Origin of the sequence: Mycobacterium neumannii, assembly GCF_048452905.1 — a bacterium.
In the GTDB taxonomy this organism is placed as follows: Bacteria; Actinomycetota; Actinomycetes; order Mycobacteriales; family Mycobacteriaceae; genus Mycobacterium; species Mycobacterium neumannii_B.
Genome location: NZ_JBCGVF010000003.1, coordinates 1,314,972 through 1,335,788, shown reverse-complemented (window position 1 = coordinate 1,335,788; position 20,817 = coordinate 1,314,972). Strand labels below are relative to the sequence as shown.

At 67.0% G+C, this 20,817-nt stretch carries 21 protein-coding genes; 16 read left to right on the top strand and 5 right to left on the bottom strand.

What is annotated here, in order from left to right:
- Positions 1–331: 331 nt before the first annotated feature.
- The 3 genes from AAHH99_RS12825 (at position 332) to AAHH99_RS12815 (ending at position 4,916) form a co-directional block, all read left to right on the top strand.
- A complete protein-coding gene (locus AAHH99_RS12825) occupies positions 332–1,930 on the top strand; it encodes an amidohydrolase (protein WP_418768943.1) in 1,599 nt (532 codons plus the stop codon).
- Positions 1,931–2,006: 76 nt separating this feature from the next.
- Entirely contained in the window at positions 2,007–3,311 is a 1,305-nt protein-coding gene (locus tag AAHH99_RS12820) for an ABC transporter permease (protein WP_418768942.1), read from the top strand.
- Positions 3,312–3,341: 30 nt separating this feature from the next.
- Entirely contained in the window at positions 3,342–4,916 is a 1,575-nt protein-coding gene (locus tag AAHH99_RS12815) for a long-chain-fatty-acid--CoA ligase (protein WP_418768941.1), read from the top strand.
- On the opposite strand, the gene AAHH99_RS12810 is transcribed toward AAHH99_RS12815, so the two are convergent.
- Positions 4,913–5,536 (bottom strand): SOUL family heme-binding protein, encoded by a 624-nt coding sequence (locus AAHH99_RS12810; protein ID WP_418768940.1) that lies wholly within the window; start codon positions 5,534–5,536, stop codon positions 4,913–4,915. The two genes, AAHH99_RS12815 and AAHH99_RS12810, sit on opposite strands and share 4 nt — an antisense overlap.
- Complete coding sequence (locus AAHH99_RS12805) at positions 5,536–6,018, bottom strand: TspO/MBR family protein (RefSeq protein ID WP_418768939.1); 483 nt, start codon at positions 6,016–6,018, stop codon at positions 5,536–5,538. Before AAHH99_RS12805 ends, AAHH99_RS12810 begins: the two co-directional genes overlap by 1 nt.
- Positions 6,019–6,109: 91 nt before the next feature.
- On the opposite strand from AAHH99_RS12805, the gene AAHH99_RS12800 reads away from it, so the two are divergent.
- The 9 genes from AAHH99_RS12800 to AAHH99_RS12760 all read left to right on the top strand — a co-directional run bounded on the left by AAHH99_RS12800 (position 6,110) and on the right by AAHH99_RS12760 (position 14,163).
- Positions 6,110–7,075, top strand: a complete 966-nt coding sequence (locus AAHH99_RS12800) for an o-succinylbenzoate synthase (RefSeq protein WP_418768938.1) — start codon at positions 6,110–6,112, stop codon at positions 7,073–7,075.
- A 41-nt stretch (positions 7,076–7,116) separates the two neighbouring features.
- A complete protein-coding gene (locus AAHH99_RS12795; RefSeq protein ID WP_418769616.1) occupies positions 7,117–8,085 on the top strand; it encodes an oxygenase MpaB family protein in 969 nt (322 codons plus the stop codon).
- Between the two features lie 9 nt (positions 8,086–8,094).
- Positions 8,095–8,682 (top strand): TetR/AcrR family transcriptional regulator, encoded by a 588-nt coding sequence (locus tag AAHH99_RS12790; protein ID WP_418768937.1) that lies wholly within the window; start codon positions 8,095–8,097, stop codon positions 8,680–8,682.
- A 77-nt stretch (positions 8,683–8,759) separates the two neighbouring features.
- Positions 8,760–9,719, top strand: coding sequence for a GlxA family transcriptional regulator (locus AAHH99_RS12785; protein ID WP_418768936.1), 960 nt, complete (start codon positions 8,760–8,762; stop codon positions 9,717–9,719).
- 17 nt (positions 9,720–9,736) lie between these two features.
- On the top strand, positions 9,737–10,462 hold the full coding sequence (locus AAHH99_RS12780; RefSeq protein WP_418768935.1) for a DJ-1/PfpI family protein: 726 nt from the start codon (positions 9,737–9,739) through the stop codon (positions 10,460–10,462).
- 39 nt (positions 10,463–10,501) lie between these two features.
- Positions 10,502–11,011, top strand: coding sequence for a nitroreductase family deazaflavin-dependent oxidoreductase (locus AAHH99_RS12775; RefSeq protein WP_418768934.1), 510 nt, complete (start codon positions 10,502–10,504; stop codon positions 11,009–11,011).
- 70 nt (positions 11,012–11,081) lie between these two features.
- Complete coding sequence (locus AAHH99_RS12770) at positions 11,082–11,864, top strand: alpha/beta fold hydrolase (protein ID WP_418768933.1); 783 nt, start codon at positions 11,082–11,084, stop codon at positions 11,862–11,864.
- Positions 11,865–11,866: 2 nt separating this feature from the next.
- On the top strand, positions 11,867–13,516 hold the full coding sequence (menD, locus tag AAHH99_RS12765) for a 2-succinyl-5-enolpyruvyl-6-hydroxy-3-cyclohexene-1-carboxylic-acid synthase (protein WP_418768932.1): 1,650 nt from the start codon (positions 11,867–11,869) through the stop codon (positions 13,514–13,516).
- A 107-nt stretch (positions 13,517–13,623) separates the two neighbouring features.
- On the top strand, positions 13,624–14,163 hold the full coding sequence (locus tag AAHH99_RS12760; protein ID WP_418768931.1) for a DUF3592 domain-containing protein: 540 nt from the start codon (positions 13,624–13,626) through the stop codon (positions 14,161–14,163).
- 3 nt (positions 14,164–14,166) lie between these two features.
- Here the strand turns inward: AAHH99_RS12760 and AAHH99_RS12755 are convergent, their stop codons facing one another.
- On the bottom strand, positions 14,167–14,835 hold the full coding sequence (locus AAHH99_RS12755) for a DsbA family protein (RefSeq protein ID WP_418769615.1): 669 nt from the start codon (positions 14,833–14,835) through the stop codon (positions 14,167–14,169).
- Positions 14,836–14,967: 132 nt separating this feature from the next.
- On the opposite strand from AAHH99_RS12755, the gene AAHH99_RS12750 reads away from it, so the two are divergent.
- The gene (locus AAHH99_RS12750; RefSeq protein ID WP_418768930.1) at positions 14,968–16,161 is read left to right on the top strand and encodes a glycosyltransferase family 4 protein; all 1,194 of its coding nucleotides are present in this window, start codon (positions 14,968–14,970) and stop codon (positions 16,159–16,161) included.
- An 88-nt stretch (positions 16,162–16,249) separates the two neighbouring features.
- Positions 16,250–17,833, top strand: coding sequence for an HNH endonuclease signature motif containing protein (locus AAHH99_RS12745; RefSeq protein WP_418768929.1), 1,584 nt, complete (start codon positions 16,250–16,252; stop codon positions 17,831–17,833).
- A 32-nt stretch (positions 17,834–17,865) separates the two neighbouring features.
- Here AAHH99_RS12745 and AAHH99_RS12740 read toward each other — a convergent pair whose 3' ends face one another.
- Positions 17,866–18,690, bottom strand: coding sequence for an SDR family oxidoreductase (locus AAHH99_RS12740; RefSeq protein WP_418768928.1), 825 nt, complete (start codon positions 18,688–18,690; stop codon positions 17,866–17,868).
- 69 nt (positions 18,691–18,759) lie between these two features.
- On the opposite strand from AAHH99_RS12740, the gene AAHH99_RS12735 reads away from it, so the two are divergent.
- On the top strand, positions 18,760–19,452 hold the full coding sequence (locus AAHH99_RS12735; RefSeq protein ID WP_418768927.1) for a demethylmenaquinone methyltransferase: 693 nt from the start codon (positions 18,760–18,762) through the stop codon (positions 19,450–19,452).
- 40 nt (positions 19,453–19,492) lie between these two features.
- Positions 19,493–20,551, top strand: a complete 1,059-nt coding sequence (locus AAHH99_RS12730; protein ID WP_418768926.1) for an alpha/beta hydrolase fold domain-containing protein — start codon at positions 19,493–19,495, stop codon at positions 20,549–20,551.
- Here AAHH99_RS12730 and AAHH99_RS12725 read toward each other — a convergent pair.
- A complete protein-coding gene (locus AAHH99_RS12725; RefSeq protein WP_418768925.1) occupies positions 20,548–20,793 on the bottom strand; it encodes a hypothetical protein in 246 nt (81 codons plus the stop codon). The two genes, AAHH99_RS12730 and AAHH99_RS12725, sit on opposite strands and share 4 nt — an antisense overlap.
- Positions 20,794–20,817: the final 24 nt, after the last annotated feature.

The window sequence follows — 20,817 nt, the reverse complement described above, 5'->3', positions numbered from 1 at the left end:
TTCTGTCGGGGCGAGCATTCGCGCCCTCACATCTACGTCGAACGGGCTCCCACTGAATTCGACACGCGATGCGGTCTTTTCTCATCGCAGTTTCGAAAGATTCCTCATCATCGGGCCAGTGGTCTCGCGCCCTGATGGAAATGGGCACCGCCATGTTCACGAAGCACCACTCGGCGGCGGCGCCACTGGGTACCGTCATCGGCGTCGTGCTCGTGCGCGTGACAACCCGAACGCCGCTGGGCGAGAGTCGCTCCGGCTGATCGACGTCACGTCGACCGACCTCGGGCTGACCGGCTTCGGGGCAACCCAAAGGCTGACATGAGGAGCATCGATGCCCGCTGACCTAGTCATCCGTGGAACCGTCCTGACGGTCGACAAGAACCAGCCGACTGCCGAGGCGCTCGCGGTGAGCGACGGCCGCATCGTCGCGGTGGGTAGCCGCAACGAGATCGATGGCTGGATCGGTCCCAACACCGAGGCCCGCGACATTGACGGTTGCGTGATGCCCGGATTCGTCGAGGCACACGGTCATCCGCTGATGGAGGCCATTGTGTTGTCCGAGCGCATGGTTGACATCCGGCCGGTCACGCTGCCGATCGCCGACGACGTCGTCGCCGCGATCCGGGCCGAGGTCGCCAAACGTGGCGGCGAGGGCGCGTACCTCAACGGCTGGGATCCGCTGCTGCAGGCCGGATTACCGGAGCCGACGCTGACCTGGCTCGACGACGTCGCATCCGACAGCCCTTTGGTGATCGTGCACAACTCAGGGCACAAGGCCTACTTCAACAGCGCTACCGCCCAGCGCTTCGGGCTCACCCGCGACACCCCCGACCCCAAGGGTGCCCGGTACGGCCGGGATGTCAACGGTGACCTCGACGGCACCGCCGAGGAGACCGGCGCGGTGTTCAGCCTGCTGGCAGGGGTTATCGATCCCGCCGACTACCCCGCGATGCTGCGCTCAGAACTGCGCAGGCTGAACAGCGTGGGGCTGACAACGTGTTCGGAGATGGCGTTCGATCCGGTCTTCCGCCCGGTGGTCGAGCAACTGCGCGCCGACCTGACCGTCCGGTTGCGGCTCTACGAGATCTCCAACGCTCAGATGGCCACAGACGCGACACCAGCCAACGGCGACGACCTTCTGCGTCAGGTCGGCATCAAGATCTGGGTCGACGGGTCGCCCTGGATCGGCAATATCGATCTGTCGTTTCCGTATCTCGACACCGACGCCACCCGCACGATCGGTGTCGCACCTGGCTCCTGCGGACACGCGAACTACACCCGCGAACAGCTCACCGAGATCGTGCACGCCTACTTTCCGAATGGCTGGCCGATGGCGTGTCACGTTCAGGGCGACGCCGGGATCGATACAATTCTGGATGTCTATGAGGAAGCGCTGCGGCGCTGGCCGCGCGACGATCACCGGCTCCGGTTGGAGCACGTCGGCGCCATCCGAGACGATCAGCTGCAGCGTGCTCACGATCTCGGCGTCACCTGCAGCATCTTTGTTGATCAGATCCACTACTGGGGCGACATCATCGTCGATGGGTTGTTCGGTGTCGAACACGGAAGTCGTTGGATGCCATGTGGGTCCGCAGTTGCCACCGGTATGCGGATCTCGCTGCACAACGATCCGCCCGTCACGCCGGAGGAGCCGCTGCGCAATATCAGTGTCGCTGCGACACGTACGGCGCCGAGCGGACGGGTGGTCGGCCCAGAACAACGGATCTCAGTCGAGGCGGCCATCAGGGCGCAGACTCTGGACGCCGCCTACCAGTTGTTCGCCGACGACGTCATCGGCTCGCTGGAGGTGGGCAAGTACGCCGACATGGTGACGGTGTCGGCCGACCCACGCACCGTGCCCCCCGAGCAGATCGCGGACCTCGACATCACGGCGACGTTCCTGGCAGGTCGGCAGGTATTCGGCGGATGAGGCGGACACCGACACCCACGGACCCACCCGAGACCGCGCGGGCACCGACGAGCCGCACGACCGAAGGGATACCCTGATGTCGGCACAAATTCACGCTCGGCACGCCGCTCCCGATCCGCTCGCGACGTTGCGCACCCCGCGGTTCTGGTTGTCACCGATAGTCATTGCGCTGACGGTATTTTCAGCGCTCGCCGCTCTCTATTTGGCCGGCATACTCAATCCGACGACCAACCTGCGACATTTCCCTCTGGCTGTCGTCAACGCCGACGCCGGTCCGATCGGTAGGCAGGTCGTCGATGATCTGATCGCGGGCCTCGACCGCGAGCAATTCGATTTACGGGTGGTCTCCGCCGAGGAGGCCGATCGACAACTGGGCACCGCGCAGATCTATGGCAAGGTGCAAATCCCGCAGGACTTCTCGGCCGAGGTTGACCAGCTCGGTGCGGACGCCTTGCGACCCGGGTCGCTGACCCGCCCTACTGTCACGATCACAGTCAATCCGCGCGCGAGCGAACTTGGTGCGAGCATCGCCGGAATGGCGTTGGGTAAGGCCGTTCGTGAAATCAATGCGGGGTTGGGGCAGACGTTGTCCACCCAGGTAGCGCGTGAGGCCGGCGCGCCGTTGCCGGGTGGGGTGTCGTTGGCTCTGTCGAGTCCCATCAACGTCGTGGTGAACGACGCCGACCCTCTGCCCAGCGGTACCGGCAATGGGCTATCGGCGTTCTACTACGCGCTGCTGTTGCTGCTCGCGGGCTTCACCGGCAGCATCATCGTCAGTTCGCTGGTCGACTCCATGTTGGGTTTCGTGCCCGCCGAGATGGGGCCGGTCTACCGGTTCGCCGAACAGGTGAAAATCTCCCGCTTCCAGACACTTCTGGTCAAGTGGCTCTTCATCGTGATACTCGCCGCTCTCACCTCAGCGATATACATCGCTATCGGGGCCGCCTTGGGCATGCCGGTGCCCAACGTGTGGACTCTGTGGCTGTACGGTGCGTTCACTATCGTCGCGGTCGGAATCACCGCTACTTCGCTGATCGCCGCACTGGGTTCGATGGGTCTGCTCGTCAACCTCTTCATATTCGTGATGCTGGGTCTGCCGTCCAACGGCGCGACCATCCCCCTAGAGGCAGCACCGTCGATCTTCGGAGTGCTAGCGAGATTTGAGCCGATGCACCAAGTCTTTCTCGGCGCTCGTGCGCTGCTCTACTTCGACGGGCGCGCGGACGCAGGACTCACTCATGCACTCGTGATGACGACCGTCGGCCTTGCCATCGGCCTGACCATCGGCGTGTCCGTCACCCGCTTCTACGACCGCCGGGGGCTGCGCCGGGCGCATGCCCCGGGGGAAGCCGTGACACGCAACTCGGGCAATCTCGAGTGACTCTTGAGCGTGTCATGGCACTCTCGATCCATGTCTGACCTCACTGACCTGCATGACCCGCACTTTCTCGACGAACGGCTCGCGCACTGGGCCGAGACCAAACCCGACGGCGAGGCGATGACCTTCCTCGACCGCAGCTGGACATGGTCGGAATGGAACGAGCGGGTTCGCCGCCTGGCGGGCGCACTGCGGCAGCGCGGCGTCAAACGCGGCGACGTGGTGGCCTTCCTCGACAAGAACCACCCGGCCTGCGTCGAGTTGACCATCGCGGCCGCATCGTTGGGCGCGGCGACCGCGATCATCAACTTCCGGCTGGCCGCCGATGAGATCGACTACGTGCTCACCGACTCGGGAGCCAAGCTGTTGATCGTCGGCACGGAGTTGAAGCCGACGATCGACAAGATCCGCGACAAGCTCACCCACGTGGAACACCTCATCGGGGTGACACCCGACGGCGGTGACGGTGACGAGTATGAGGCGCTGCTCGCCGACGCGATGCCGGTCGGACGCGCCGACGACGTACAACCAGAGGACGTCGCGATCATCATGTATTCGTCGGGTACGACGGGACGCCCGAAGGGTGTGCAGATCACCCAGGCCAACCTGATCGCGCACACCATCAACGCGCACAACGGCTGGGGCTTCGACCAAGGTGACAAGAGCATGGTGTCGATGCCGCTGTTCCACGTCGGCGGATCGTCCTACGTGCAGTTCAGTATTCACGACGGTGTGCCGGCGGTGATGACACGCGAGGTCGACGGCGCGGCGCTGGCCGGCGCAATCCTCAAGGGCGCCAACCGAACGTTCTTGGTACCCGCGGTGCTGGCCAAAGTGTTGGAGTCCGGCGAGGACGCGGTCAAGTTGTTCGGGGCACTGAAGACGTATGTGTACGGCGCATCACCGATGCCGTTGCCGCTGCTGCGCGCGGCGTTGGAGGCTTGGCCGGAAACCGATTTCATCCAGGTGTACGGGCTGACCGAGGTATGCGGGGTGATCAGCCAGCTGCTGCCCGACGACCACCGCTCCGGTGCCGAGGAACGGCTGGTCAGCGCGGGGCGGGTGATCCCCGGCGCCGAGGTCCGCGTGGTCGACCCGGACACGCTGAACGATGCGCCGGCCGGTGAGCAGGGTGAATTGTGGTTCCGCACACCGCAACTGATGAAGGGCTATCACAACAATCCCGAGGCGACGGCGGAAGCGATCACCGACGACGGCTGGTTCCGCACCGGAGACATCGGCCGCATCGACGAGGACGGTTACATTTTCGTCGAGGACCGCCTCAAGGACATGATCATCTCCGGCGGAGAGAACATCTACTCCATCGAGGTCGAGCGCGTCATCGCCGAACATCCCGCCGTGACCGACGTCGCGGTGATCGGTGTGCCCGACGAGAAGTGGGGCGAGGTTGTCAAGGCCGTTGTGTCGGTCGAGGATTCGGTAGCCCCGGAAGACCTCATCGCGTGGTGCCGGGAGCGGCTTGCGGCCTACAAGTGCCCGAAGACGGTCGACGTCACCGATGAGTTGCCGCGCAACCCGACGGGCAAGATCCTGAAGAAGGAACTGCGCAAACCCTACTGGGAGGGCCGCGACCGCGCGACGGTCTAGTCGATGGGCCGAACCGGGATCGCGATCTCGTTGCGCCGACGGAACGGCAACGTCCACGGCGGGTCGTAGAACCAGGACTGCGGCGGCCCAACGGCCTCGATCCCGTTGGCGCGCAGCGTCGCCGAGAGCTCACGCGTTCGCTCGGCGACCGCACGCGGACTGCGGTCACCGGTGAACCGCAGCACCGCGACCGTTTCACCCGGCACCTCCACCAACCGCACCTCGTCGTCGTCCGGAGTGGGCAACGTGTCCATCGTCCACTTCGACGGCATGTAGAAGCGGATCGTCGAGTTCTCGCCGTCGCGGGCTTGTGCGACCGGCGCCGTCATCGCGATCTTCTCGCGCGCCTGCTGGCTGACCGGCGCGGTCATCGCGATCGTCTCGTCGCGGTGGTTGCCACCGAAGATGTAGCCGGCAAGGCGCCGAAACCCGATGTTTCTGGCGCGGTCCTCGTCGGCGCTCACGGTGGTCTCGGCGGCGATCCGGGGACCGTACCTGCGTATCTCCACCTGCTCGGAGAGCTTCGTGGCCAGATAGTGCGGCTCCTCGGTGCCCACTCGGATTCCGACCATCGAGAACACCGACTCCGCGACCTGGCGGGGAATCTCCAGTAATGGCATCAGCGTCGATTCAGGAACCAGATGTGCGACGACAGCACGGTCGCGAACGCACACCACAGCGGATACAACGCCAGCGGCGCCGCCTGGGCACCCCGCACCTGCACGGCACGACGGGTGAGGTCGGCGCTGCTGAGCGTCAGTGCGCCCGCCGCGACCGCCGACGTGGCGAGCTTGCCCTGGTTGAAGAACAGCCAGGACCAGCTGCCGTTGAGCACCAGGTTGAGCGCGAGAGCGGCGAGGTAGCGTCGACGCTCTTCGGTTTGACCGCGGCGCTCGAGCTCATCGAGCGTTGCCGACGAGGTCACGGCGATGTCGGCGTACAGGATGGGCCATACAATCGGAAACGCTTGTGGCGGTGGCTGATACGGCGGTTTGCGCAGCTTCGCGTACCAGAAGGACTGCGAGTCCTTGCTGGCCAGACCGCCGGCCACCGCCGTCGCCGTCACTGCCAGCGCCGAGGGGACCAAGGTCTTCAGTTGCACCATGTGCTCCTAAGACGAATCACGATTAGTTAAGCAACTGAAAGGTAGCCGGATTCGCGAGCGTTAAACCTCTCGGTCCGGAACCGGCAGGATGGTGCGCATGCCGCAGCTCGATGATGTCCTCGACCGCATGCACGTGGTCGCGCTCCCGATGCGGGTGCGCTTTCGTGGCATCACGGTCCGCGAAGTGGCGCTGATCGAGGGCCCGGCGGGGTGGGGAGAGTTCGGCGCCTTCCTCGAATACGAGCCGCCGGAGGCGGCGCACTGGCTGGCCTCCGCGTTGGAGGCGGCCTATGAACCACCGCCGCAGGTGCGTCGCGACCGGATCCCGATCAACGCGACCGTGCCCGCCATCGACGCCGCCCAGGTGCCCGAGGTGCTGGCGCGCTTTCCCGGTGCGCGCACCGCGAAGGTCAAGGTCGCCGAGCCGGGGCAGGCCTTGGCCGGCGACACGGAGCGGGTCAACGCGGTGCGGGCGATCGTGCCGACGGTGCGGGTCGACGCCAACGGAGGCTGGAACGTCGACGAAGCGGTCGCTGCGGCGGCGGCGCTGACCGCCGACGGACCGCTGGAATACCTGGAGCAGCCGTGCGCCACGGTGGCCGAACTGGCCGAGTTGCGCCGCCGCATCGACGTCCCGATCGCCGCCGACGAGAGCATCCGCAAGGCAGAGGACCCCCTGCGCGTGGTGCGCGAAAAGGCGGCCGATGTCGCGGTGCTCAAGGTCGCACCGCTGGGCGGGGTGCGCGCGCTGCTCGCGATCGCGGCGCAGATCGACATCCCCGTCGTCGTCTCCAGCGCGCTGGACTCAGCGGTCGGTATCGGCCGCGGTCTGCTGGCCGCCGCGGCGCTGCCAGACCTGCGCCACGCCTGCGGGCTGGGCACCGGCGGGTTGTTCGCCGAGGACGTCGCCGAACCCGTCCCCCCGCACGACGGATACCTATCGATTGGTCCAGTGGTCCCCGATCCGGCGCGGCTTTCGGCGCTGGCCGCGTCTCCCGAGCGCCGCCGATGGTGGATCGACAGGGTGCGCGCCTGCCAGCCGTTGACACGCTGACACAGATGACTAGTCTTTGTGTCAACCGCATCGGAGGCGACATGACCCAGACGGCCGAAGCTCACCATGTCCACCAGGCCGCCGGCGAGGTGCGCCAGAAGGTCATGCGCGAGTTCCGTAAACACAGCGGCAGCGCATTCGGCGGGTTCTTCGGCGCGGCCGCATTCGACGAGGTCGCGTTGGTTCCGGTGGCCGCGGCCGTCGACAAGACCGGTCGATTCGAGGCCAACTTCGCCGATCGAGGGGTGCGAAGTGGGTTCTCGGCGTTCCTCGCGATCTGGGGTGACCCGCACGACCGCGCCGCCGAGGGGGAGCGGCTCAAACGGATGCACCGCGAGGTCCGCGGCCGCGGGGACGGGAGCTTCGCCGACGTGCGGTACAGCGCTCTCGACCCGCGGCTGTGGAACTGGATCGCCGTCAGCGGGATGTTCATGGTGCTGAACTCGTTCACCCCGTGCACCGGCATCACCATGACCCCGGCCGAGAAGGACGCCGCATACGAGCAGTTGCTCGAGGCCTTCCGCTCTCTCGAGCTTCCCGGCAACAACGCCAAACTGCCCGCCAGTTACGGCGAAGCCGTGCGGTACTACGACGCCATGGTCGAAAGCCGCCTCGGCGACAACGAATTCCTCAGGCGCGTCACCGACGACCTGACCAAGCTCCCGCTGCCCACGCTATTGCTCCCACCGGCGATGCGGCGCGCGTTGACCCCGCCGTGGCTGCTCGCGCGACCGGTGGTCGGCCGGATCGTCAAGATCTGTTCGTTCGGCATCATGCATCCCGGTGTCCGTGAGCTGACGGGGTTCCGCTGGGAGGATCGCCACGATCGGGAATTCGAGGTGTACACCCGCGTGCTGCAGCTGGCATGGCGGGTGCTGCCGGAGAAGCTGACGTTGATTCCCTTGGCGCGCAACCGCTTGGAGTATGAGAGGCTGGTCCGGTTTCACCGTTCGGTCGGCCTGGACTCGTTCGCCCCGCCTGCGGCGTGCCCGGCCGGTCGGCAGGCCTAACTTAGACCGATGCGACGGCTCCGCAACACCGACAGCCGCACCGAACAGGAGGCCGCGATCCTCAAGGCGGCCGCTGAGGAGGTGGCGCTCGTGGGTGTCGGCAGGGCGAGCATGGACGTCATTGCCCGCCAAGCCGGTGTCAGCCGCAGCACGCTGTACCGCCGCTTTCCGAGCCGGGACGTGTTGATCACCGAACTCGGAAGGCAGACATTTGATTTCGCGATGGCACGCCTGCAGACCGTCGGCATCGACTCCGGCGCGAAAGAGGCTGCCGTCGCAGCGTTCTGCGAGGGCCTGCGGCTGCTGACCGCCGAACCGGTCATGCGCCGGTTCCTGCGGCTCGACGGCGACCTGTCGGCGATGTCGGGCATGTACGACGAAGCCCAGGAGTTCCTCGAGAGCGCGTCGGCGGCCATGGCCCGGGCGCTGAGGGCGGCCGGCGCGACCATGCCCGACGACGACCTGCTGGCGGTCAGCGAGCTGCACATCCGGCTGGCCGCATCGCTGGCCCAGGTACGCACACCGGTGCTCGACGTCACCGACGATGACGCGGTCCGCGCCTACGCGCTCAAACACCTCGCCCCGCTGGTGTGGTGATCCACCGGCCGTCCGATGTCTTGATCTGTGGGGTGCATGGCCTGGACGCCATCGACCCGGTAGCCAACACTGGGTTCATGCGATCGGTGGTGATCCTCGGTTTTGCCGGCGTGCAGGCTCTCGACCTGGTCGGTCCCTTCGAGGTGTTCACGGGAGCGTCCCGGTATCTGCAGGACAAGGGTCGCGAGGGATACGACGCCAGGGTGGTGACCCTCGACGGCGAACCCGCGACCACCGGCACGGGTCTCGCGCTTGTCGCCCAACCGCTCCCGGACCCGCGCGAACCGATCGACACCCTCGTGCTTCCCGGTGGTATCGGGGTTCACGACGCCAAGGCCAACCTCGACCTGGTCAATTGGATCCAGACCGTCGCGCAGAATTCGCGACGGGTCGTCACCGTGTGCACCGGCGCGTTCCTCGCCGCCGAGGCCGGTCTGCTCGACGGCTGCACCGCCACCACGCACTGGGCGTTCACCGAACAGTTGGCGCGTGAATTTCCGATGGTGACAGTCGATCCCGAGCCGATCTTCGTACGCAGCAACGAGCGGATCTGGACCGCCGCCGGTGTCACCGCAGGCATCGACCTCGCACTGTCGCTCGTCGAGGACGACCACGGCACCGACGCCGCGCAGACGGTCGCACGCTGGCTCGTCATGTACCTGCGCAGGCCGGGCGGCCAGACGCAGTTCGCCGCACCGGTGTGGATGCCACGGGCCAAGAAAGCGCCCATCCGCGAGGTGCAGGAAGCCATCGAGACCGAACCCGGTGGCGTGCACAGCATCACGGAGTTGGCTCGCCGCGCGGCGATGAGCCCGCGCCACTTCACCCGGTTGTTCACCGAGGAGGTGGGGGAGGCACCCGGCGCCTACGTCGAGCGGATCCGCACCGAAGCCGCGCGCCGCCAGCTCGAGGAGACCGACGACACCGTCACCGTCATCGCCGCGCGTTGCGGGTTCGGCAGCGCCGAGTCGCTTCGGCGCAACTTCGTTCGCCGCCTTGGAATTTCACCCGACCAGTATCGCAAGACCTTCGCCTGAGACAGGAGACCACACACATGACCCAGATCGCGATCATGGTGTACCCCGGCTACACCGCGCTCGACTTCGTCGGACCCTACGAGGTGCTGCGCAACCTGCCCGGCGCCGAGGTGCGGTTCGTCTGGCATGAAACAGGACCGATCGAGGCCGACTCGGGCGTGCTGCTCATCGGCGCCACCCATTCATTCGACGAGACGCCGTCGCCCGACATCATCCTGGTCCCCGGCGGGGTGTCGAGCTTCGAGCACGCCCGCGACGACAAGGTGCTCGACTGGGTGCGCACGGCCCACGAGACGTCGACCTGGACGACGTCGGTGTGCTCGGGTTCGGTCGTCCTCGCCGCGGCGGGTCTGCTCGACGGCAGCCGCGCGACGTCGCACTGGCTGGCGCTACCGATGCTCAAGCCGTTCGGCGTCGACACCGTCTCCGACGAACGCGTGGTGCACGAGGGCAAGATCGTCACCGCCGCGGGGGTGTCGGCCGGGATCGACCTCGGCCTGTGGCTCTACGGGCAGATCGCCGGTGACGCGAAGGCCAAGGCGGTGCAGCTCGTCATCGAATACGACCCGCAGCCGCCCTACGACTCCGGCCACGTGTCGAAGGCGTCGGCCGCCACCAAGGCGACGGCATCGGCCCTGCTGAGCCGCGACGTCGTCAAACAGGGACAGCTCGCCCCGACGATGGCGCTGCTGTGGAACGCCGCTGTGCAACGGGTCCGTGGGAAGGCGGTCGCCGCGCGCTAGCGATCGGTGAGCGTTCGCGCCTGAGATACCGTCGCGGGGGTGGGCATTCCTGAAGTGCGACCCGATCCGCCGACGCCGTTCATCCGTGCGGGCGCCCGTTTGATGGGACTGGGGCCGTCACGGTGGTTTCTGCGCCGCATCGGATGGCGGCTGGACCGCGCGGTGATCAACCTGACCAACGGCCGCGTGTCGATGTCGCTGGTGATGCCGGAGGTGCTGCTGACGCACACCGGCGCCAAGACCGGGCGGCAACGCAGTACGCCGCTGACCTACTTCACCGACGCCGGCCGTGTGATCGTCATCGCCTCCAACTACGGCGGCGACCGGCATCCGGCGTGGTTTCACAACGTCAAGGCCAATCCGCGGGTCACGCTGGCCGCACGCGGCTACCGGGGCACCTTCATCGGCGAGGAGGTCACCGGCGCCGAACGGGACCGCCTGTTCGACCTGGCCAAACAGTTCGTGCCGAACTACGCCGACTACGAGAAGCGCGCCGGAAAGCGGCGCATCCCGGTCGTCGCGTTCACCGAAGCTTCGGATTCGGCGTAGTTCGTCGCGCCTGGCGCGACCGCCTGCACCCGAAGCGCCGTACGCGGAAGACTTGAGTACCGTCAGTCGGGTGAATTTGGCCTACGACGATCGCGGTAGCGGCCCATCGGTACTGTTCATCGCCGGTCACGGCGGTGCGGGCCGAACCTGGCACCTGCATCAGGTGCCCGAGTTTCAGCGCGCCGGCTACCGGTGCATCACGTTCGACAACCGCGGGGTTGGCGCCACCGAGAACGCCGCCGGCTTCACCACCGAGACGATGGTGGCCGACACGGCGGCGCTGATCGAGAAGCTCGACGCGGCGCCGGTACGCATCGTGTCGGTGTCGATGGGCTCATACATCGCCCAAGAGCTGATGGTGGCCCGGCCGGACCTGGTCGACCGGGCGGTGCTGATGGCCACCCGCGGCCGTGAGGACCGCACCCGCGAGTTCTTCCGCGACGCCGAGCGCGAGCTCGCGGCCTCCAACACGGTGCTGCCCACCAAGTACGACGCGAAACTGCGCCTGCTGGAGAGCTTTTCGCCCAAGACGCTCAACGACGACGCCAAGGTTCGCGACTGGATCGACATGTTCGTCATGTGGCCCACCAAGCCCACACCCGGTGGGCGCGCACAGATCGAGGTCCGGCCGCCGGGCAACAGGCTGCCGGCTTACCGAAGTATTACGGCGCCCACACTGGTCATCGGGTTCGCCGACGATCTGGTGCTGCCCCCGCACTTGAGCAGAGAGGTCGCCGACGCGATCCCCAACGGCCGCTACCTGGAGATTCCCGATGCCGGCCACCTCGGCTTCCTCGAGCATCCCGAGGCGATCAACAAAGCGGCGCTCGATTTCTTCGCCGATAAGCTGTAGTGGTGAACCCCTCGACCGCGCAGGCCCGCGTGGTCGTCGACGAACTGATTCGCGGCGGCGTACGGGACGTCGTGCTGTGCCCCGGATCGCGCAACGCCCCGCTGGCCTTCGCGTTGCAGGACGCCGACCGCGCAGGACGGCTCCGGCTACACGTCCGCATCGACGAGCGCACCGCGGGGTTTCTGGCCATCGGGTTGGCGATCGCCGAGCGCGCGCCGGTCTGCATCGCGATGACGTCGGGGACCGCGGTGGCCAACCTCGGACCCGCGGTGGTGGAGGCGAACTACGCGCGGGTGCCGCTGGTCGTGCTGAGCGCGAACCGCCCCTACGAACTACTAGGCACCGGCGCGAACCAGACCTTCGAGCAGCTGGGTTATTTCGGCACGCAGGTTCGGGCGTCGATCAGCCTGGGCCTGGCCGAGGAATCCCCGGAACACCTCGACGTGCTCAACGCGCAATGGCGTTCGGCGGTGTGTCGAATCCTGGTGGCGGCCAAGGGCTCTCGGTCCGCCAACGCGGGCCCCGTGCAATTCGACATCCCGCTGCGGGAGCCGCTCGTGCCCGATGCTGACGAGACGGTGACCTACGTGCCGCAGGGCAGGCCCGGTGGCAAGCCGTGGACGTACACGCCGCCGGTGTCCTTCGACCAGCCGCTCGACATCGACCTGACGCCCGACACCGTCGTGATCGCCGGGCACGGCGCGGGCGAGCATCCGAACCTGGCCGCGCTGCCGACCGTCGCCGAACCGACCGCGCCACCCGCCGACAACCCGCTGCACCCCTTTGCGCTGCGGCTGATGCGGCCCAAGCAGGTCATCATGCTCGGCCGCCCGACACTGCACAGGCCGGTCTCGGCACTGCTGGCCGACCCGTCGGTACCGGTGTACGCGCTGACCACGGGTCCACGCTGGCCCGACGTGTCGGGTAACTCGCAGGCCACCGGCACCCGCGCGGTCACCACAGGCGCACCGGACCCGGCCTGGCTCGCCAGGTGCGCCGAGGTGCACCGGCACGCGATGGAGGCGGTCCACAGCCAGTTGCGTGCGCACCCGCTCAAGACCGGCCTGCACGTGGCCGCAGCGGTGGCCGACGCCGTCCGGCCCGGTGACCAGCTGGTGCTCGGCGCGTCGAACCCGGTGCGTGATGCCGCGTTGGTCGGCCTGGACACACATGGGGTCAAGGTGCGCTCGAACCGCGGTGTCGCGGGTATCGACGGGACGGTGTCGACGGCCATCGGGGCCGCGCTCGCTCACGAGCGGGCGAGTGGCGGGAGCGGGTCGAACCGCACGATCGCGCTGCTCGGTGATCTGACGTTCGTCCACGACAGCTCGGGGTTGTTGATCGGGCCGACTGAGCCGACGCCGCGCAACCTGACCATCGTGGTGTCCAACGACAACGGCGGCGGCATCTTCGAACTGCTCGAACAGGGTGACCCGCGGTTCTCCGACGTGTCGTCGCGGATCTTCGGCACCCCGCACGACGTCGACGTGGGCGCGCTGTGCCGGGCGTACCACGTCGAGAGCCGGCAACTCGAGGCCGACGATTTGGCCGAGGCGCTCGACGAACCCCACGACGGGATGCGGGTGCTGGAGGTGAAGGCCGACCGGTCGTCGCTGCGGGCGCTGCACGCGTCGATCAAGGCTGCCCTGTGAGCGGAGCGAACGATTCAGCTTCTGTGAGCGGAGCGAACGATTCAGCTTCTGTGAGCGGAGCGAACGATTCAGCTTCTGTGAGCGGAACCGGGCTGAGGCGGACCGCCGTGGACCGCTTGCGGAATCCGATCCGGTGGGCGCGGAGGTTCCTACCCCGGCTGACCGCCGACCCGGACGAGTCGCGCCGTCAGCGGGTGTTCCGCCGGATCCGCGTCGGCATCGTGATCGCGGCATGCCTGGTGACCCTGCAGTCGGTGCTGATGGTGTTGGGCGCGTGGCGCAATGACCGCCAGATCGAGCGGCACATGGCCGTCGCCGCCGCCGAGGTGCTCGACGCCGGCCCGCGCCGGTCGACGATCGAGTTCGTCACCCCCGACCGCGTCACTTACCGTCCCGAACTCGGTGTGCTCTATCCGTCAGAGCTCGAGACGGGGATGAACATCTACGTAGAATACGACACGAACAACCCGGATCTCGTTCGCGTGCAGCACCGAAATGCGGCGCTGGCGATCATCCCGGCGAGTTCGATCGCGGTCGTCGGCTGGCTGATCGCCAGTGCCGCATTGGCCGGTGTGACGCTGATCGAGCGCAGAACCTCGCCGCGTCCGACTTCGGATCGGGAAGCCGAGCTGTCGCGCACGAGCTGACGGTCAGGACTGGATCAGTTTGTCGAGCCAGGCGTTGTCGTAGATGTCGATCTTCTCGCCGGCGACCAGGTCGTAGACGGTCGGCGTGCCGGTGGCCAACGGATCGACGTCGAATAGGAAGCCGAAGTTGCTCTCGTCCATCTCGACGATGTTCACCGCCGAGCCGCCACTGGCGACCCGCTTCACGGCCTTGTCGGGCATGCCGGCCGCGCTGGCCATGTCGGCCATCTCGTCGTCGCTCGGGCCCTTCCCGCCAGGATCCTGGTTGGCCCACAGCTCTTCGACGAACCGCTGGAACTGGGTGCCGGTCGCACCGCTACCGGTGGCGAGGAACAGCGCATTGCTCACCCGCGACGAGTGGCCGTCGGTCGCCTCGTCGAGGAAGATCAGCGGCCGGTACGTGACGTTGAGTTGGCCGACGCCGATGTAGTAGGCGAGCTGATTTCCGAAATCGGCTTGTAGGTCCGCGCAATGGGTGCATTGCGGCTCGGTGAAGATCTCGATCTTGACCGGTGCGTCGTCGAATCCGGCCACCACTCCGAAACCGTCTTCACTGACCTTCAGCGGGGCCTGGGCGGGATCGCGCTTGGCGGTGCCTGCGACATGGTTGGTGCAGCCGACGGCGGCGAGCAGGGTGAGCGCCAAGACCGCCAATGCCCGCGAGAACCGCATGTCAACCGCCCTTTCTCTGGACGCACGATACTCGATGCGAAGGCGCCGCAGCACCCGTTGGCGCACCAGCTTTTCGCGTGCCATATTCCTGGCCGCAACCTTCACGACAGGCTCCGCTGAGACGATTTGTTCGTGCGCGTGGCAATCGTCGCAGAATCGTTCCTCCCGAATGTCAACGGCGTCACCAACTCGGTCCTGCGGGTGATCGAGCATCTGCGCCGCACCGGACACGAAGCCCTCGTCATCGCTCCCGACACACCGCGCGGCGAACCGCCCGCCGAACGCGTGCACGACGGAGTCCGTGTCCACCGCGTACCCTCGCGGATGTTTCCGAAGGTCACCTCGCTGCCCCTCGGCGTACCCAGACCCCGGATCGTCGGTGTGCTACGGGGATTCGACCCCGACATCGTGCACCTGGCGTCGCCCGCATTGCTCGGGTACGGCGGCCTGCACGCCGCGCGCCATCTCGGTATCCCGACCGTGGCCGTATTCCAGACCGACGTCGCCGGATTCGCCGAGAGTTATGGCGTCGGCTTCACCTCCCGCGCTGCGTGGGCGTGGACACGGCATCTGCACAGCCGGGCCGACCGGACCCTCGCGCCGTCCACCGCCGCGATGGAAGACCTGACGTCGCATGGCATTCCGCGTGTGCACAGGTGGGCACGGGGCGTCGACATCACCAGGTTCGTGCCGTCGGCGCGCGACGACGCGCTGCGGCGCAGGTGGTCGCCCGACGGTAAGCCGATCATCGGGTTCGTCGGTCGCCTCGCGCCGGAAAAACACCTCGAACGGCTGGCGGTGCTCGCACACCGGAACGATATGCAGCTGGTCATCGTCGGCGACGGTATCGACCGCACCAAGCTTCAAAGCCTGCTTCCCTCAGCGGTTTTCACCGGTGCACTGTACGGCGGGGAACTGGCCACCGCGTACGCCAGCATGGATGTGTTCGTGCACCCCGGCGAGCATGAGACCTTCTGTCAGGCCGTCCAGGAGGCGATGGCGTCGGGCCTGCCGGTCATCGCCCCGGACGCCGGCGGTCCGCGAGATCTCGTCGCCCCCTACCGCACCGGATTGCTGCTGGCGGTCGACGAGTTCGAGGCCCGCCTGCCCGATTCTGTGAAGCATCTGATCGCCGAGCGACACCGGTATTCAATCGCTGCGCGCCGCAGCGTGCTGACCCGCACCTGGCCGGCGATCTGCGATGAACTCCTCGGCCACTACGAAGACGTGATCGCCACCCATTCCCGCGACGGTGCGCGTCTGCACCCGACACGCCGTGGAAGTTCGACACTTCGCGCACGGTCGCGCCCCAGCGAGAGTGCGTAACCGTCGAACCTCGAGGGTGATAACTCGCACGACGATGCGATGCGCAGGCCCGGTGTTATGTCTTGGACCCGTGTTTGTCGGTGGTCGAATGTATGTTCGAAGTATGTCGGGTGATGACCTGCAGGCCGCGGTGACCGCGTTGCGTGCCGCCTTCGAGGAGGCGGCCGCCTGTGACGTCGACTTGCTGACCCGCCAGAATCTCGTCACGGCTCTTGATGAGCTCGAAGCTCTCGGGTGCCAACTCCCCGCGATGCGCCACCGCTTGCTCGCCCGCCTGCAGGTCGAGGGGACGCCGCAACAGATGGGTGCGAAATCGTGGAAAGAGGTGTTGACGGTCCGCTGGCGGATCTCGACCACCGAGGCCAACCGGCGCCTGACCGAAGCTGCCCTGCTGGCGCCGCGTCAGGCGTTGACCGGGCCGTCGCTGCCGCCGACGTTGCCTGCAACGGCCGTCGCGCAAGCTCATGGGCTGATCAACGGCGAGCATGTGGAAGTCATCCGCAAGGCCGTTGACAGGTTGCCGGGATTCGTCGATGCGGCCACCCGGGAGCAGTTCGAGGTCGATCTGGTCCGCACGGCGGTCGGCGTCGGTCCCAAGGAACTCAAGGACAGCGCCGATCTGACGCTGTTCTTGCTCGATCAGGACGGGCCCGAGCCCGATGACACCGAGCGCGCCCGCAAGCGCGGGGTCACGAAGGGAAAACAGCGCTCCGACGGGATGATTGACATCTTCGGAACTCTGACCCCCGAAGCGTGGGCCGTGTGGGAAGTGATCTTCGCGAAGTACGCGGCACCGGGTATGTGCAATCCCGACGATCCCGAACCCTGCACATCGGGGACCCCGACACAGGCTCAGATCGACAACGACCACCGCAGTCTGGCCCAGCGTCAACACGACGCGATGATCGCCGTCGGGCGCATCGCCCTGATGAGCGGCGAACTCGGCCAACTCAACGGTCTGCCCGTCTCGATCATCATCCGTACCACCTTGCAGGACCTGGAGTCACGGGCCGGGGTCGGCACCACCGGCGGCGGCACCGTCATGCCGATCGCTGATGTCATCCGGATGGCCGGCCACGCCAACCACTACCTCGCGGTGTTCGACCGCGCGACCGGGTCGGCCCTGGATCTGTTTCGCGCCAAGCGAATCGCCACTCCGGCGCAACGGATCATGCTCATCGCGCGCGATGGCGGATGCACCAAACCGTGCTGCACCGTTGGCGCCTATGGCTCCCAGGTGCATCACGCCAAAGCCGACTGGTCCAAAGGCGGCAACACCAACGTCGACGAACTCGGTCTGGCCTGCGCAGCGGACAACCGCAGCGTCAACGAGGATGGCGGCTGGTCCACCCGGATGAACGAGCGCTGCGAGGTCGAATGGCTTCCGCCGCCCGAACTGGACACCGGCCAGGCGCGGCTGAACTATTACCACCGACCTGAACGGCTCCTGCGCCCGCCGGACGAGCAGGAAAGTCGCAGCCACAACGACACCGCTGCGCCGAGCGCCGCACCGGCTGACGACAGCCAGCCCGGCGACACGCAAACCAGCGTCGCACCGCCCGAACCCGCTGAGGTCGGCCAGCCCGGCGACACACCATCGAGCGCCGCCTCGCCCGTCGACGGTGCCGGCGAGCCCGGTGGGCCCGCGCCTCCAGGAGATTGGGCGGCCTGACAGCCGCGAATCTCGAGCACCGTCTTCCGGACTCAGCCCTGCGCCTCGACGGCGACCGGTTGCCATTCCTCCCATGTCTTGAGCCGGTTCTTGTAGTCGGCCTTGGCCAACTGCAGCGGAAGCTCACCGAAAAACACTCGCAGCGGCGGGTTTTCGGCGTCGACGACCTTGAGTAGAGCTCGCGCCGACGCCTGCGGATCGCCGGGCTTGGCCACGCGCTGACTGCGGATCCGGTCTGCTTCCTCGTGCACCTCTTGGTAGTCCGGCAACGGCGTCGAGCGTCGAGACGACGAGCCCGCCCAGTCGGTCGAGTAGCCGCCCGGTTCGATCAGCGTGACGTGCACCCCGAACGGGGCCACTTCCTGCGCCAGCGACTGCGAGAAGCCCTCAAGCGCCCACTTCGATGCGTGGTAGATGCCGACGTTCTGGAACGCGACGATCCCGCCGATCGACGACACCTGAATGATGTGCCCGCTGCGCTGCGCCCGCAGATACGGCAGTGCGGCCTGGGTGACCCACAACGCGCCGAAGACGTTCGTCTCGATCTGGTCGCGCGCCTCCTGCTCGGTCAACTCCTCGATGAAACCGAAGTGCCCATAGCCGGCGTTGTTGACGACGATGTCCAGCCGGCCGAAATGGTCGTGGGCCTGCTTGACCGCCGCGAAGTCCGCCTCGCGATCGGTCACGTCCAATGCCAGGGGCAGCAGTGCGTCGCCGTACCTGTCGACGAGATCGTCCAGTGACGAGACGTTGCGCGCCGTCGCCGCGACCTTGTCGCCGCGCTCGAGCGCCGCGATCGTCCACTCGCGTCCAAAGCCCCGCGACGTTCCGGTGATGAACCAAACCTTTTCGCTCATGCTCCCTATATCTCCTCTAGACGGACTCCGCATTCCCGCTTCAAGCATCTTCACAGCTACGGTTGCCTCATGAGCCGGGCGACGCTGGAGAAGAACCCCCGCGATGTGGCATCGATGTTCGACGCGGTAGCCCGGCGCTACGACCTGACCAACACCGTCATGTCGCTGGGCCAGGACCGGTTCTGGCGGCGAGCGACGCGGGCAGCACTGCGCATCGGCCCACACGACAGGGTGCTCGACCTCGCGGCGGGCACGGCCGTGTCGACGGTCGAGTTAGCCACTTCGGGCGCGTGGTGCGTGGCCGCGGACTTCTCGGTCGGCATGCTGGCCGCAGGGGCCTCGCGGGATGTGCCCAAGGTCGCCGGTGACGCGACGAGACTGCCGTTCGACGACGGTGTGTTCGATGCGGTGACGATCAGCTTCGGTCTACGCAACGTCGTCGACCATGTAGCGGGGCTGCGCGAGATGGCGCGCGTCACCCGTCCCGGCGGACGGCTGGTGGTGTGCGAGTTCTCCACACCGACGAACCGGTTGTTCGCGACCGTGTACAAGGAATACCTGATGCAGGCGCTGCCGAGAATCGCGCGGGCGGTTTCGTCCAACCCGGACGCCTACGTCTACCTCGCCGAGTCGATCCGCGCCTGGCCCGATCAGACGCAGTTGGCCCGTCAGATCGCCGACGCCGGATGGTCCTCAGTGCGCTGGCGCAACCTCAGCGGGGGCATCGTCGCGCTGCACGCCGCCACCAAATCCCAGCGCTGATTGTCGGTCGGGTACCGCGATCGCGCGCTACGGTCTGGGCATGTACGGACGACTTGCTGACCCGGACCGCACGCTCGGAACCGATCCCCGGTCCGACCCCCGAATGGTCAAGGCGTTCGCGCAGTTCGGTCTTGAGGGCCGACTGCCCGCCGCACCGCTGAGCGTCGACTCCCCGCTCGAGGACCGGATCGCCTTCGCGACCATGAGCGAGGAGGGGATGGGCGCCATCCTCGAGGCGCTGGGTAAGGACCTGCCTGCCGTCTCCGGGGTGACCACGTCGACGACAACGATCACCGGACCGGACGGCAACGACATCATGCTCTACATCAGCCGCCCAGAGGATGCCGCCGGCGGCCCGCTGCCCGCCGTCGTCCATCTGCACGGCGGCGGCATGGCGATCGGCAGCGCGGCCGACATCGGTTACGTCAGGATCCGCGAATGCCTCGCCGCCACTGGGCTTGTCGTGGTCGGTGTGGAGTTCCGCAATTCCGGCGGCAAACTCGGACCGCACCCATTCCCGGCCGGACTCAACGACTGCGCGGCCGCGGTGCGCTGGGTGGCCGCCAACCGCGCAGAACTTCGTGTCAGTCACCTGGTCGTCTCGGGGGAGTCCGGCGGTGGCAACCTCACACTGACCGTCGCGCACAAAGCCAAACGAGAGGGATGGCTGCACGAGATCGCCGGCTGTTACGCGCAGTGCCCGTACATCTCGAACCGTTGGCTCGACGAGTGCGAGGACCTGCCGTCGCTGGCGGAGAACGACGAGTATTTCGTCAGCCGCCACCAACTCGCACTGCTCGGTTCGATTTACAACCCTGACGGCTCCCATGCCGACGACGCCACGTGCTGGGCTGCGGTCGCCACCGACGAGGAGCTCAGCGGGCTTCCGCCACATGTCATTTCGGTCAACGAACTGGACCCGCTGCGCGACGAGGGCCTCGCCTACTACCGCGGCCTGCTCCGCGCGGGTGTTCCCGCGGTCGGCCGGGTGGTGGCGGGAACCTGCCATGGCGGCGACCTATTGTGCGGCGCTTACCTGCCCGAGGTGTTCGACGCATCCATCCGTGACGTCAGCGGGTTCGCGAAATCGCTCGGCTAGTCGTCGATGTCGATCGCCGCTTGCTGGCTGCCGCCGGCCGGAGGGGCGGTGTTGACGGCCGGCAGGGGCGGTTCGGACTTGGCGTTTGAGGACGGCTTTCCGGTGGCCCCTCGATACGGTGTGCACACACCGACGAAAGGCACGTCCTGACACGGCCCCTGCGGCAGAGCGGGTGCGACGGGAGCCGACAAAAGCGCGGCAGCGGCGACCGCGATCGCGGCAACTGCCGATCGAACCGTCACACCGAGCATCGTGGTTTCCTTCCG

Coding starts and splice junctions, on each gene's coding strand:
- AAHH99_RS12825 (WP_418768943.1), top strand. CDS start 332: ATGCCCGCTGACCTAGTCATCCGTGGAACCGTCCTGACGGTCGACAAG.
- AAHH99_RS12820 (WP_418768942.1), top strand. CDS start 2,007: ATGTCGGCACAAATTCACGCTCGGCACGCCGCTCCCGATCCGCTCGCG.
- AAHH99_RS12815 (WP_418768941.1), top strand. CDS start 3,342: ATGTCTGACCTCACTGACCTGCATGACCCGCACTTTCTCGACGAACGG.
- AAHH99_RS12810 (WP_418768940.1), bottom strand. CDS start 5,536: ATGCCATTACTGGAGATTCCCCGCCAGGTCGCGGAGTCGGTGTTCTCG.
- AAHH99_RS12800 (WP_418768938.1), top strand. CDS start 6,110: ATGGTGCGCATGCCGCAGCTCGATGATGTCCTCGACCGCATGCACGTG.
- AAHH99_RS12795 (WP_418769616.1), top strand. CDS start 7,117: ATGACCCAGACGGCCGAAGCTCACCATGTCCACCAGGCCGCCGGCGAG.
- AAHH99_RS12790 (WP_418768937.1), top strand. CDS start 8,095: ATGCGACGGCTCCGCAACACCGACAGCCGCACCGAACAGGAGGCCGCG.
- AAHH99_RS12785 (WP_418768936.1), top strand. CDS start 8,760: ATGCGATCGGTGGTGATCCTCGGTTTTGCCGGCGTGCAGGCTCTCGAC.
- AAHH99_RS12780 (WP_418768935.1), top strand. CDS start 9,737: ATGACCCAGATCGCGATCATGGTGTACCCCGGCTACACCGCGCTCGAC.
- AAHH99_RS12755 (WP_418769615.1), bottom strand. CDS start 14,835: ATGCGGTTCTCGCGGGCATTGGCGGTCTTGGCGCTCACCCTGCTCGCC.
- AAHH99_RS12745 (WP_418768929.1), top strand. CDS start 16,250: ATGTATGTTCGAAGTATGTCGGGTGATGACCTGCAGGCCGCGGTGACC.
- AAHH99_RS12740 (WP_418768928.1), bottom strand. CDS start 18,690: ATGAGCGAAAAGGTTTGGTTCATCACCGGAACGTCGCGGGGCTTTGGA.
- AAHH99_RS12735 (WP_418768927.1), top strand. CDS start 18,760: ATGAGCCGGGCGACGCTGGAGAAGAACCCCCGCGATGTGGCATCGATG.
- AAHH99_RS12730 (WP_418768926.1), top strand. CDS start 19,493: ATGTACGGACGACTTGCTGACCCGGACCGCACGCTCGGAACCGATCCC.